This is a genomic window from Mycoplasmopsis agassizii, assembly GCF_002276225.1.
GTDB lineage: Bacteria > Bacillota_I > Bacilli_A > Mycoplasmatales > Metamycoplasmataceae > Mycoplasmopsis_B > Mycoplasmopsis_B agassizii_A.
The window spans coordinates 22,704-36,984 of the sequence record NZ_NQNY01000005.1 but is presented as its reverse complement, the minus strand read 5'-3'; the positions used below and the strand labels follow the sequence as shown (position 1 = coordinate 36,984).

The 14,281-nt window shown below is 27.4% G+C and carries 10 protein-coding genes; all 10 read left to right on the top strand.

From position 1 onward, the window contains the following. Position 1 precedes the first annotated feature (1 nt). The 10 genes from phoU (at position 2) to dnaG (ending at position 14,213) form a co-directional block, all read left to right on the top strand. Positions 2-667: a phosphate signaling complex protein PhoU gene (gene phoU / locus CJJ23_RS02075; RefSeq protein WP_084232075.1), complete on the top strand. Its 666-nt coding sequence runs from the start codon at positions 2-4 to the stop codon at positions 665-667. A gap of 87 nt (positions 668-754) precedes the next feature. Then, positions 755-2,443: a hypothetical protein gene (locus CJJ23_RS02070; RefSeq protein WP_095334722.1), complete on the top strand. Its 1,689-nt coding sequence runs from the start codon at positions 755-757 to the stop codon at positions 2,441-2,443. 1 nt (position 2,444) lies between these two features. Then, positions 2,445-3,044 (top strand): MSC_0623 family F1-like ATPase-associated protein, encoded by a 600-nt coding sequence (locus CJJ23_RS02065; RefSeq protein ID WP_095334721.1) that lies wholly within the window; start codon positions 2,445-2,447, stop codon positions 3,042-3,044. Then, the gene (locus CJJ23_RS02060; protein ID WP_095334720.1) at positions 3,031-3,864 is read left to right on the top strand and encodes an MSC_0622 family F1-like ATPase gamma subunit; all 834 of its coding nucleotides are present in this window, start codon (positions 3,031-3,033) and stop codon (positions 3,862-3,864) included. The genes CJJ23_RS02065 and CJJ23_RS02060 overlap by 14 nt, the downstream gene beginning before the upstream one ends. A 33-nt stretch (positions 3,865-3,897) precedes the next feature. Next, positions 3,898-4,500 carry a hypothetical protein gene (locus tag CJJ23_RS02055; RefSeq protein WP_095334719.1) on the top strand — a complete coding sequence of 201 codons (603 nt, stop codon included), beginning with the start codon at positions 3,898-3,900 and terminating at the stop codon, positions 4,498-4,500. Further along, positions 4,487-7,528: a hypothetical protein gene (locus CJJ23_RS02050; RefSeq protein WP_095334718.1), complete on the top strand. Its 3,042-nt coding sequence runs from the start codon at positions 4,487-4,489 to the stop codon at positions 7,526-7,528. The genes CJJ23_RS02055 and CJJ23_RS02050 overlap by 14 nt, the downstream gene beginning before the upstream one ends. A gap of 16 nt (positions 7,529-7,544) precedes the next feature. Further along, positions 7,545-9,083, top strand: a complete 1,539-nt coding sequence (locus CJJ23_RS02045) for an MSC_0619 family F1-like ATPase alpha subunit (protein WP_095334717.1) — start codon at positions 7,545-7,547, stop codon at positions 9,081-9,083. Then, the gene (locus CJJ23_RS02040) at positions 9,068-10,807 is read left to right on the top strand and encodes a hypothetical protein (protein ID WP_234805547.1); all 1,740 of its coding nucleotides are present in this window, start codon (positions 9,068-9,070) and stop codon (positions 10,805-10,807) included. Before CJJ23_RS02045 ends, CJJ23_RS02040 begins: the two co-directional genes overlap by 16 nt. 58 nt (positions 10,808-10,865) lie before the next feature. After that, complete coding sequence (locus tag CJJ23_RS02035) at positions 10,866-12,212, top strand: glycine--tRNA ligase (RefSeq protein WP_095334752.1); 1,347 nt, start codon at positions 10,866-10,868, stop codon at positions 12,210-12,212. 39 nt (positions 12,213-12,251) lie between these two features. After that, positions 12,252-14,213 (top strand): DNA primase, encoded by a 1,962-nt coding sequence (gene dnaG, locus CJJ23_RS02030; RefSeq protein WP_095334716.1) that lies wholly within the window; start codon positions 12,252-12,254, stop codon positions 14,211-14,213. Positions 14,214-14,281 lie beyond the last annotated feature (68 nt).

Sequence of the window (14,281 nt, the reverse complement as noted above, 5' to 3'; positions counted from 1 at the left end):
AATGAATTACGAAAGTCTAGTAGATTCAGAGAAAAAACTACGCAAAATATTTCATGGTTATTATGAATTAGCAATTAATATTCATAAGGAACTTTTGCACGCAATAAATTATTTAGTGCAAGATAAGCAAAAAGAATTCAATCTTTCTTATGCAAGAATTGTTGAGCTAGAAAAACGCTCAAACACTTTAGAAGCAGATATCTTGTCAGAAACTGTTTGAATTATTCAAAAAGATCAGCCTCAAGCTAATCATTTAAGATATTTAATTACAACCATCACTTCTTCATCTGACTTAGAAAGAATTTGTGATTATGCAATCAATGTCATTAACTTAATTAAAAGATCTGAACCTGATAAACAACATTTAAAAATGCTATTTGAAATTGAAAGATTGGCTTTATCTTATTTTATTGAAATTTTGCAAATTCTTAAGGATAAGAGTGCTAAGCAAGCAAATGAATTTGCAATTTTGAAGCAAAAAGATTTTGAAAAGCAGTATTATTTAGTAATCAAGAAAACTTTACATTCAATCATTGATGACAAAAAATTTGATAATTTCTACAACATCATCATTGCTTTCAAAAATATTGAAAGAATTCTTGATCATGTCGTTAATATAACTGAAAAATTTGTTTATATAAAAAATTCTCATTTTTACGATAATTAACACGACATTAATGAATTTGATAAAATTAATATATAAATTATTTAATTTACCCATTTTCGTTATTAATAGTTTATAAATAAGAGATATATGGCAAGATGAGACGATATTCGAGATGGCAAAAACTCGATTTTTCTGCAAAAAGTGGATATTAAAGCAATTAATTCTGCAAATTTGTATAAATGGCAGAACATTTTTCGCTATCTAACTTATGGCTTTTTGGCAATCTTTATTTTTGTCAGTTTTTTTGTCATCAGTAATGGTGTAAGTAACATCTTAGGAAATCTAAATATTGGTGGTGAAACTAGTGAAAGTGCAATGCAGTCGATCTGAACAAGTGTTGCTGCAATTTTGAACACCAGTTTAGCCTTTTCTTTTTTAATGTATGCAACTTATACAGCCAATCGCAGGATTTTTTCAGAACATCGCCGTTTTGAAAGTTACATTATTTGGTTTTTAGTTTACATCTTTTTTGGTTCAGCCGTTTATGTAATTCCCTTAATCGTTCCTTGATTAAATGAATCAGGTCTTAGTCAGGTTCAATCTATAACTGTACAGTTTAATAATAATACGCAAATTGAAGGTGATGTTGCCATCACAATTTTGAAATTTTTATCAATTCATTGAGTTAAATATCCTTTATTGGTTTTATTTATAATTGAATTTGCTCACACAATTTATTCTTATAAAAAATTACTTGAAGTTGATCCAGGAAAAAGAAAATATTGAAAAAGCAAAATTGTTTCTACTTTTTTAGCAATTGTTTATTTAGCAATTTTTGTCTTATCAACTATCGGCGATACTGCAACATTTGTAAGAAGAGTTGCTAACTTTGTGCTTTGATTTATTCCTGTTGGAACAATCACTCAAGCAGCAGTTACTACTTCAATCATCAGAATTATTTTCTTATTAATTGTTTTAATAATTTTATTAATTCCTGCTGTTTATACTTTGATTCAAAAAGTAACTATTCACCAAACTACTAGTGCAAGTGCTAGTTTAGGTTTTGCTTACACAGTTTTATATTTCTTTGCATCGACTATTAACTTTGCAATTAAGTTTGACCAAAGAGCAGGTTTTGCAGATAATATTAATACAAATAACTATATCTTTTTAGGGATAGCCTTATCTTGTTCAGTATTATTTACAGTTTTTTTCTTTTCAAATCGAAGAACTAGATTTTCATCTTTATTTACTTTCATAACTATTTCCTTTATAGTTTTTATGATTGCCAATATTAACCTAATTTTTAATAGTGTTTATGGCTGAGCAACTGCCTTTAGTGGAATTAATATTTTCATGTCATCAGTAATTATTTTACCTTTATTATTATTTGCCTTATTTGCAAAAAGGCAACTTGTAAGACAAGGAAAAGCCAATAGATGATTCTATTTCATGTTCAATGTTACGTTAGGTTTATTCACATCTGTTTTAGCTTTTCTGCCCTTCTTTGCATCAATTGATCAAGCAATTAGTACATCAGATATTTCGGCTTCAACAATTGTGGGAGTAATTGCTAATTTCATATTTAATACATTAAATATTTGAGTCTTAATTTATATTTTATTAGCAGTTTTTGCATCAATATCTTTCTTAATAATTTTAATTAAATTATTTGTAAGTATTGGTTTAATGAAGAGCAAAGTATATGCAAATAATTTAAACTATATTGAAAAATTAAAACAAGATGTTTTAGCAAATGAAAGCAAAAATAAGAAGACTAGATTCAAAATTAATGGCAAAGATAAAAACAAAGTTTTAGCTAAAGGACAGGTGTAAAATGTTTAAAAAAATACTTACAAAAATTTCTGATTTTTTTACTGCTAGCGATGATAATGATGGCCAATATAATTTAAAAAATAAGGGTCGTTTTTCAAATCGAAAAAGAAGAAAAATAGTTAATGAAATTTCTCAAATACATGGCAAAAAAATTGAACAATTTAATGACGTAATTTCTAATAAAATGAATTTTTTAACGACTATAAATAATTTAAAAATTCCTGTTTATTTTAAAACTCATTTTAAATTATCTGATCCTGTTTTTGATAGTGTCAAAGCAAAGATCGATAAAGCAATCGAAAACCGTGTTCCAATTATTTTTGGTGATTGAGTTTTATCTTGAAAAGAAAGCAAAGAAATTTATATTCCAGAAATTGTTGATTTAGAAAATATAGATTCAAGTACATATATTTTAAATTTATCTAATGAAGGAACAAGAGAAGAAATTCTTGTTTTTAAAACCATTTGTAACTACATTAATTTATTAATAGATGAAAAAAATGCACTCTTCTTTTTCAATGATGAATTCGTAATTTTAAAAAGAGCTGACAATAAAAAAATTACTATATTTGGAGAAAAATTCATTCATGCAAACATATAGTCAATTAGCAAAAAAAATGAAGAATTATCAAAACATTAGAAGTCTTGTAAATTTGAATTTTCTGCAGATTTTAGGGCAATATCAGGTGCTTAGCGATAATCTTCAAAACCAACTTGCTGAAGCAGCAAGGCTAAAAGAAATTTATTGATCGATCAATCGTGAGTATAATATTAAGTCATCATTTTTTGAAAATTTGAATAAAAATGAAAAGCCTGAACAGCAAAAAAAATTAATTATTTATATTGCTGAAAAAGCAAAATATTCATCAATTGGTTTTCATAATACAGACAATTTAATTTTAAGTACAATTACAAAAAATGACTTATTAATTACAATGGGAGATTATGCTTGTGAATGATCTAAAAAAGCTAAAATCCCAGTTTATGATGAGTATGAAAGAATTGATGTTTCATATGTTTCAAGAATTAAAACTTTAATTTATGAACTATATGTTTCAAAAGTAATTAACCGTGTTGAAATGATTTTTCCATCTAATAAAATTGAAAATAATAGGCTAATTATTTTGCCTGTTGAACAAAATAAATTAAGTGTTGCAAAAGCACCTGAAACTATTGATATTAAAAATTATTCAATACATCCAAACCTTTCAAGTTTTATTGATAATTTAAATTTAATTTATTTAGATTATACAATTGCAGCAGCAATTACGGAAGCTAGTTTTTATTCTTTAAAACAAAAAATTTCTCGTATCAAATCTTTGATTGAATCAGTTGAAAAGAAAATTGAAAAACTAGCAAATGACATCTTAAAAGAAAAACGAAAAGTTGCTACGGATGATATTATCATCACAACTCAATAATTAAAATTTTATTAAATTAAGAAAGAGGAAATTATGAAATTTTTGAAAATTAATTTTCCAAAAATAGGTTACTCATTTAGTCGTAAATTGAGTAAATTTCCTTTTCTAAAAAGTCATATTACATTGCCTAAAAAAGTAATGATTAAATTCAAAAATATTAAGCAATGAAATAAAGCAAATATAGACATTGATTTTTCAAAACCATATTACTTGTGATGACAAACAAGTCTTAATGTTCAATCATTATCTTTTTCAGGTGGTAAAGGTGTTTTAACGGCACCGACTGTGTTATTAAAAATTAGTGAAACGCCTTGAGAAGAAAACTTAAAATATCTAATTATTGATGAAGTTTTTGCGGAATATAATGATGATGAATTTTTAATTTATTTCTTTAGAAAAGCAACAAGATTATTTCCAATTGCAAATAATTCAAACGGTCATTATTATTCAAAAAATGTTTTAAATGAAATCTATCGAAAGACCAAAAAAATTGAACTTGCATATTCATCGCAAGAAGAAATAGGTCTAACGACTAGAGAAATAATTGAAGCAGCTGAATCACGGCGAAATAGCCTTCACTATTCCTTAATGAAAAATCACAACCTAACAATGGAGAAGAAAAATGAAAAAGAGTAAAAAAATAGGATTATTATTTTTATCTGCAACAACTCTAGTTTCAGCAGTATCTGTTGTTGCTATTTCAGCAAATCTGAATCAAATTAATTCAACGAACTTTCAAGAAGTATCTGAAGATGATGGTGACACTAGTGACCCAAAAGATGGTGATGGTGAAGGGGAAACCTCGGGAAAATATGAAAATAGCAGTGATAATGCAGATTCATCTTCTAGCACTTCAAATAGTGAAAATACAGCATCAGGAGAATGTAATACTGAGTCAGGTTCTGCAGATGGTGATTCAAATACAGCAACTTCATCTGAAGAAAAAGACTCTACTGATACAGTTAATCCTAAAAATCCAGATGAAATTGAAGGTGGTTCATCTTCTTCAGGCGATGACTCAGATAATAGTGATTCTGCTAGCACAGGTTCAGGAGAGCAAAGCGATCCAAATGGCTCAACAGGTGAAACATCTGGTTCAAATTCAGGAGAGAACCAAGGTAATTCATCTTCAGGCACATCTAGCGAAGAATCTAACGCAAATGAAAATTCTAAGCGTGATTTAGATTATACAAATCTGTCATTAGATCAAAAAATTACTAAATTTTTATCTCATTTAAATTCAGCACTAAAAACTAGATATGAATCAATTAAATCAAGTTTTCCAACTAGCAAGGAACAAACAGCAGAATGAAATTTTACTTATTTACTTTATAATTTAAGTCTAGAAGATTCAGCTCATTATAAAAGTTTTAAAGATAAATTAATTGCATCTTTAACAACTTTAATTGCTGCAGATAATTTTGATAAAACACTTTATACAATAACTGAATCTGCTAAAATAGAAACCGTTTTAAACACGATGACTAGTGAAGAAATTGAAAATCAATTTCTAGCAGTTTTTAAAAATTTAGAAGATAAGTTAATCACTCCTTTATTAGTTGAAAATCCTGATTATGCAAGCTTATATAAAAACTTTAAATCTTTTACAAACTCAACAACAGATTTATCTGATTTTCAATGAAGTAATAAAACAGGTTATAGTGCTATTTTAACTCAGGCTGATTATGAAAAAGTTATTACAGAAATGACAACTATCAGTAATGAAAATACTTTGGCTTTTGACTTTTTAGATTTTAAAACTATTTATACTAATATTCTTAAATTATTAAATGATCAATATCAAAAAGATAAAGCTAAAGTTGAAGAAGTAACTGCAGATGATAATTTAAATACATACTTTAGTTATGATTTTCCGAAACATAATTATGCAATTATTAAAGATGGTGTAAGAACATTTTTTGATTGACGTTTTTATAGCAAAGATTTAATGCATGGAGTTATAAAACAAGAAGTCAGAATTAATAATAAATATGGTTTAAAATTAGAAGCAACAGATTATAAAGTTGAAAAAACAACAAGAGGTGATAACGAAGTATTATTACCTGTAATGTATAACAAATTGACTTTAGGAAATTATGTAAAAGATGAATTTAAATTAACTTTAAATAATATTATTAATAGAGTTTTAACACCTGAGCAAACCATTGAACATATTATAAAAACCTTCTTTACAAAAGAAGAATTAACAGAAGATAGTTTTTATACACTGATTAATTCAGAACCAGTTTTAACTTATGATAATGTTGAGCAAACTGATTTAACATTACTACCTGATGTGCAACAAGTAATAGCTGATTTAGGACTTACAATTGAAGAAATTAAAGTAAATACTGATGAAGATTTTACTAAAAATCATGACTATAAAATTATTAAAAATACTGTCAAAATTAAATTCAAAAATTTAACTGATATAGAAAATTATAACCCTTCAATAGTTACTTTTTATATAAATAATTTAGACTATAAAACAGCCTTACTTAAAAAGGCTCCAGAGTTATTACCTGCTATTAAAGAAGATGCTAAATTTACTGGTTTTACCGAGCTAAACAGTGAAAATGCAACTAAATATTTTGAAATAAAAAACACTGATGAAAGATATAATTACACATTAGAAAAAGTCAGCCTAGCTAGTACAACTACTAATGAAGATGAAGTTTATTTTGTGCATAATGTAACTGTAAATTTAACAGATGATGAAACTTATAAACGTAGTTATACAATCACTAGTGAGCCATTTTCAAAACAGAAATTTTTTGAACAACATCAACCAACAAATCCTGAACCACAACCAAGTGATCCTGTAGTTGTAAATCCTATTAAGGATAAAAATACTTTAGACACCGATAGTTTAAAAGATGAAGATTTAAATTATTTTAGAGCAACTCAAAATGAAGCACATAGCACTATGAGATCTTCATATGGTGAACTATTTGCAAAACAATTAAGTGAACATAAAAGTGAAATTGAATTAACTTATAAAATTAGTGTTGCTCAGACTTTAGTTAAGTCGGAAATTGAATCAGTTGATGAAATAAAAGATGAACATAAAAATTCAGTTTTATTAGATTTTAGAACAACTTATATTTCAAATTTAATGCAATTATATAGTGCAAATAATACAGCTGCAGCAATTCAAGAATCAACTAAAAATGCTTTTGAATTTGCTAAAAAAGAAATGGTTGAAAAATTAGTTGAAGCAGGAATTGATCCTTCATCGGCTTCATCGTTATTTAAAAATTTAAGCGAATCAGAAGCTAAGGTTATTGACTCGCTAACTTCATCTTTAGAAGGTTATAAATTAAAAGAATTTGTTGATAATGCTTTACCTGTTGCTGCACTATGAAGTAACGGTGATATTGATGCACAACAAGCTTTAAAATTATTAGAAACAATTGCAAATATTAATACAAGTAACTTTAAAAAAGTTGCTGACTATGCAGTTGTGGTTAGTCGCTATGTAGGAATTGGTGTGCTTGGCGCTATTTCTGCTTTGGCTTTAATTGTGGCTTTTAGAGGTCGTATTACAAAAGGTTTAAAAATGAAATTAAACCGTAATACAGTTCGTACATTTGCCTATGCAATTGCAACTTTTTCTGCAGGGGGAATTGTGATCTTAGCACTTTTAATTGCAGGAATTTTATAGAAAGAGAACGTAAGAAATGAAATTAAAAATTAAATCTATTAAAGACTACATCGTTAAAATCGGTGGCAAATTTAAATACAGTTATGGACAAATTTTTCATCTAGGTGAAGAAAAAGTTGAGGGTATGTTAATTCGTGCTGATGAAGATGAAGCCTTTTTATTAGTTGATAAAAACGGAATTGAAAAAGTTAAAGCAGGTGACAGTGTTGAACTTCATCTAAATGAATTTCAAGTAAAAACCAGCCGTGGTTTTTACCATAAAATTATCGACATCAGAGGTAAAACAATTTACACAAGTCGCCGCAGTGATCCTGAAAGAGATAAATCATTTTACCCTGCTTCATCAACTATTTTTAATATCGCTTCCAACATGATGGAAAGAGAACCTCTTGATCAACCATTAGAAACAGGAATTTTTGCAATCGATGTTTTAATTCCAATTGGATTAGGGCAACGTGAAGTAATTATCGGTGATGCTAAAAGTGGTAAAACATCTTTAGCATTAACAACTATTTTGAATCAAAAAGATAACGATATCAGAGTTATTTATGTAGCGATCGGAACTAAATTAACTGATTTAAAAACTATTTATAATACTTTAGCAAAAAATAATATGATGCGCAAAGTGATTATTTTATATGCACCTAGCGATAATTCTTATGAGCAATATTTACTTCCATATGTAGCGATGACTCATGCTGAAAATATTCGTGCAACTGGCAAAGATGTTTTAATTATTTTTGATGATTTAACTTCGCATGCTAACTTTTTAAGAGAAGCAGCTTTATTAATTAATAAACCTGTTGGAAAAGAAGCTTTTCCTGGTGACTTATTTTATAGTCACTCATCTTTATTAGAAAGAGCAGGTAAATTCAAAACTCCAGGAACAATTACGGCGCTGCCGATTGTCAAGATTTTAAATAATGATGTGACATCATTATTATCAACAAATGTAATTTCAATTGTTGATGGACAAATTGTTTTAAATAGTGACATGCAAGCAGCAGGAATTATGCCAGCAGTTGATATTAATCGCTCAGTTTCTCGTACAGGAAGCAAAGTACAATCAAAAGTACTTGCCAAGATTAGTAGTAAGATTTTAAGAATTTATACGCATTATCAACATAATAATCGCTTCGCTGGAACTAACTATGATTTTTCTGATGCTATTAAAGAAATTATTTCAAAAGGTAAAGCCTTATTTGGAGTTTTAAAACAAGAAGAATATGTAACTTATTCAAGAGCCTTTATTTTAATTTTAGCTTATATTATTGACTGACAAATTTTAGAAAATTTGTCAGATACAACTCAAAGAGTACGTTTTATTCGTTATGTTTTATATAATACTTTTACAGGAAATGCTTTAATGGAAGGTGTTTCATCAGCCAAAACGGAAATTGATGAAGAATTATTAAAGGCTTATATTAGTAATTTAATGATTGAATTTGACAAACTAAAAGATGATAATTATGAAGTTAATTTCAATGCAAATTCATTACCTATCATTCCTGAAGATTATCAAAAAATTAAGGACATTGTATGAACGGACAAGTAGTAGCAGTTTCATCTGACGTAATTGATGTTAAGTTTGCACCAGAACATTTACCTGAAATTGGAGTTTTATTAAAATCAACTTATTCAAAAACAGCGATGATAGTTGAGCAGATTTTAAATGATTCAACAGTGAGAACTATTCTAGTTTGAATTGATAAAAATGTTGCTATTGGTGATGTAATTATTAATACTAAAAAAGGTTTTATGGTGCCGGTAGGGCCAGGAACTAATGGTTATATTTTCAATGTTGTTGGCGAAAATTTAAATGTCAAAAAACGTAGAAAAATTGAGACTAAAAAACCAGATAAAACTGATAAAAGTATTGACTGAAATATTTTAAATCCACATGAAACTTTTGGAAGTGGTGAATTTTATTTAGATAAAGAACCACAAGAATTTGATCTAGAAAAAAGACTAGTGGATACTGAAGAATTTTTTAGTAACGTCAAAGATGAAGAAGAAAATCCGCACATGAAAATGTTTGATGAACTAGGTGATGATTTAGAATATGTGGAAAATAAAATCTCTGCAGACTCACTTGCTTCAAGTTATGCAAACGAAATTTTTGAAGATAATTTTCAAAAAATTTCAATTAATTCTTTAGCAAAAAGTAAAGATAATTTTAATATCGAAAATAAGTTTATTGAAACAGGAATTAAAATTATTGATTTCTTCTTACCTATCTTTGAGGGCGGTAAAATCGGGATTTTCGGTGGTGCTGGAGTAGGTAAAACAGTTTTAATAAAAGAACTTATTTTTAACATTTCTAAGAAGACACAAAATTTAAAAAGTTTCTTCATAGGTACAGGCGAGAGAACTCGTGAAGGTAAGGAATTATACATCGAATTAGAAGAATCTAATTTGCTAGATAAGACCACAATGTTTGTTGCACAGATGAATGAACCTTCAGGTGCTAGACAAAGAATTGTACCTGTTGCCTTAAGTGCAATTGAGTATGCAAGAGATGTTGAGAGAAAAAATGTTTTATGTTTTATCGATAATATTTATCGATATGTACAAGCAGGAAGTGAGCTATCTTTTTCACTTGGAAGAAAGCCTTCAGAAGCTGGATATCAAGCAACTTTAGTTAGTGAAATTTCTTCAGTTGAAGAAAGAATTAAGGCTAACGAAAACGGCTCAATTACTTCATTTCAGACTGTCTTTTTACCAATGGATGATATCAATGATCCTGCTTCAGCAGCGATCATTGCGCACCTAGATGCAACGCTTTTACTTTCAAGAAGTATTGCCGGAGAAAACTATTTTCCAGCGATTGATGCTTTATCTTCTAACTCGGTAAATACATCACAGAAAAAAATTGGAACAAGACATTTTCATTTATTAACTGAAGTTAAATCAATGCTTCAACGTTATCGTGAATTAGAAGATATGATTTTAATTTTAGGAATTAATGAACTAGAATTATCTAATCAGATTATTGTTAAAAAAGCTTTACAACTGAGTGCATTTTTTACACAGGATTTTCACGTTGCCGAAAACTTTACCAAAAGACCTGGAGTTTATGTAAGTAAAGAAGCCACTTTAGAAACTGTAGAAAGAATTATTAATGGAAAATATTTAGATATCAATGAAACTGATTTTCTTTATATTAAAGACTACCGTGATCTAGATGTAAAACTAGCTGAAATTCAAAAAACAAAAATTCAAGCTTTAGCAGCTGATGAGGTTGTTGAAGAAAGAACTAAAAGTAAAAAGAAAAAATAAATTTAAAGATTAAAATAAATTAAAGAGGTATTTGATGAAGACTTATTCACCAGATTTTATGAAAAAGCTAATTGCCCATTTGAAAGCAATTGGCTTTGTTTTTCAAGGTAGTGAAATTTATGGAGGTCTAGCAAACACTTGAGATTATGGACCTTACGGTTCATTAATGAAAGATAATGTCGCTAGTGCTTGAAAAGATTTTTTTATTAGTCAAAATGACAATGCCTTTTTAATTGATTCTAAAATTTTAATGAACCCACTTGTTTGAAAAACATCGGGTCATTTATCGAATTTTAGTGACTATTTAATTGAGGATAAAATTAGTAAAAAGCGTTATCGTGCAGATCATCTTGTTGAAGAACATTTGCCTCATATTAATGTTGCTAAATTAAATGAAACAGATTTAGAAAAAATTATTAAAGATAATATTAAAACTATTGAAAACAAAAAAGTTGAATGAAGTGAAATTAGAAAATTTAATTTAATGTTTGAAACTTATCAAGGAGTAATTGAAAATAATAAAGATAAAATTTATCTTAGACCAGAAACTGCACAAGGGATTTTTATTAATTTTAAAAATGTACAACGCTCAACTCGTACGCATTTACCACTTGCAATTGGACAAATTGGAAAATCATTTCGTAATGAAGTAACTCCAGGAAATTTTGTTTTCAGAACTCGTGAATTTGAACAAATGGAATTAGAAGTTTTTACTTCTCCTGAAACTTCAATGCAAATTTTTGATGAATACATCAAAAAATCATACGATTTTTTAATTTCGTTAGGATTGGATGAAAAAAATCTAAAAATAAGAAAACATTCAGATGAAGAACTAGCTCACTATTCAAAAGCAACTAGTGATATTGAATTTAATTTTCCTTGAGGTTGAGGTGAATTAATGGGTGTGGCTCACCGTGGTGATTTTGATTTATCAAAACACCAAGAAGCTTCAAAGGAAAATTTTGAATATCTTGATCCACATAGCAATAAAAAATTTATTCCCCATGTAATTGAACCTTCAATCGGTCTGGACCGTTTGTTATTAGCTTTATGATGTCAAGCATTTAGTGAGGAAATTATTTCAGAAACAGATACAAGAATTAACTTTCAACTTCCTTTTGGGCAAAGTCCAATTCAACTTGCTGTTTTGCCACTTGTTAAAAAACAATCAGAACTTGCTTTAAAAATTAAAAAAGATCTTCAAAAACAAAAAATAAAAGTTGTTTTTGATGAAACAGGTTCAATTGGAAAGCGCTATCGCCGTTATGATGCACTTGGTGTAAAATATTGTTTAACTGTTGATTATGATTCAGAAAATGATTTATCATATACATTGAGAGAACGTGACAGCATGCAACAAGAACGTTTAACTTTAGAAGAAATTATCAAAAAAATTAGTATCTAAATTTTTTTGGTAATTTTATATTTTTAGGAGGAGATCTTAATGAACTATAAAGAGTTAGAAAATAAGATTTATGAAACTACATCTTTATCAGATTATATTTCTAAAGATCTAAACCTAACACACAAAGGTAATTCTTATATCGGTTTATGTCCTTTTCATGATGATAAAAATGCTTCATTTAGTATTAAAGCATCTGACAATATTTTCACATGTTGATCATGTGGAAAAAAAGGAGGTATCTTTAACTATGTGATGCTAAAACATGAAGTTTCTTTTCCTGAAGCAGTCAGAATGTTAGCTCAAGAATTTAATATTGATATTGGAAACGCTTATTCTAATACTGAAGAAATTAAAAAAGTCTTAACCAAAGAGCAAGAAAGTGCCTTGCTAGCAAACAATATTGCTGCTTCATATTTTTACAAACAAATGCATAATAATATTTTGAAAAATGATTCTTTAAAATCATTTTTAGAGAAAAGAAAAATAGATAAAGATTTAGTTACTGAATTTTCTCTAGGTTATGCAGATGGAAATTTAAATAAATATGTTTTAAGTAAAACTAAAAATTTAGAATATTTTTTAATTACAGGACTGATTAAAGAAAATTTTAAAAATACGTATTTGGATGCATATCGTGAAAGACTAGTAATACCAATTCATGATGAAATAAATAATTTAGTTGGTTTTGGTGCAAGAACAATTACTGATGAAAACCCTAAATATATTAACAGCAGTGACAATTTAATTTTTTCAAAGTCACAAGTTTTATTTAATTTTTTTAGAGCAAAAAATTTTATTAAAACTGAGAAGTCGGTTATTTTTGTAGAAGGCTATTTAGATGTTTTATCGCTATGAAAAATAGGCATTAAAAATGTTGTTGCAATTATGGGGACAAACCTAACTTCTGAACATATAAAATTAATTAAAGATGAAGAGATAATTTTATTTTTAGATAATGATTTAGCAGGTGTAAATGCAACTATAAATGTAATTAAAACCTTGTTGTCTCATTCAAAAAAAGTAAGTGTAATTTTTTATTTCAGAAAAAATAAATTACAAAATCCTAATGTTAAATATGATTCAATTTTTACAGTCGAAGATGATAATTTAAGATATGATAAAATTGATGCTGATACACTTGTAAATACTGAAAATGGGGCACTTTTAATCAAAAATTTGATTGAAAAAAGAATCTCCGGAATTGATTTTGTTTACAAGCATTTAAGAAGAAAATATCATTTTAATAACTCAAGTAATATTTTAAATTTTCAAAAAGAATTTTCAGAATTTCTTAGATTAGCACCTAGAGAAACGATTCAATTTTATAAATCTTTTTTGCAAACAAATCAAAGTATTTTAATTGAGGTAAATAATAATTCATATCAAAGAAACAATGTCCAAAATATAAATACGCATGTACATATAAATAATTATTTGCAAACAGATAAAGAGCAGATAACATCTAAGCAGATTTTAATTCAAGAAAGAACAGTTGAGAATAGTTTATTTTCAAGAATTATTTGATTGTTAATTTCTAATACAAAATTATTACAAATATTCAAAGAGTATTTAGAAATAAAAAAAACAAAAGACATTGCTTTTAATTATTTTGAATTTGTCCCTATGCAATTAGATTTACTGGTTAGATTTATTTATCAAATAATTGAAAAAGGTTATCATGCAGCAGGTTCGCAAGCAATTATAAATTTGCTAGAACAAAAGGCTGCAAAAGCCTATGAACTTTATAAACAGATTGGATATTTAAATTTTAATAAAGACACTAACAGAAAAAATTCATGAAAAAATGAAGAGGAATTTTTCGATTATCTAGACAACATTTATAAATCCGAAGCAAATAATGAAATTGAAATTACTAAGAAAAAAATATCATTAAAAGCTGAAGAATACAAAATGATGAAGGATGAAGAACATCCTCAAGATGTCTTCAAAGAACTGCGAAAAAGAGTGCAATATTTGCATGAAAAAATGAGCAAATTATAATAAATTTTTAGACAAAAAATAAATGATTATATTATATAATTTTTAACAATTTAATTATTTATAATTAA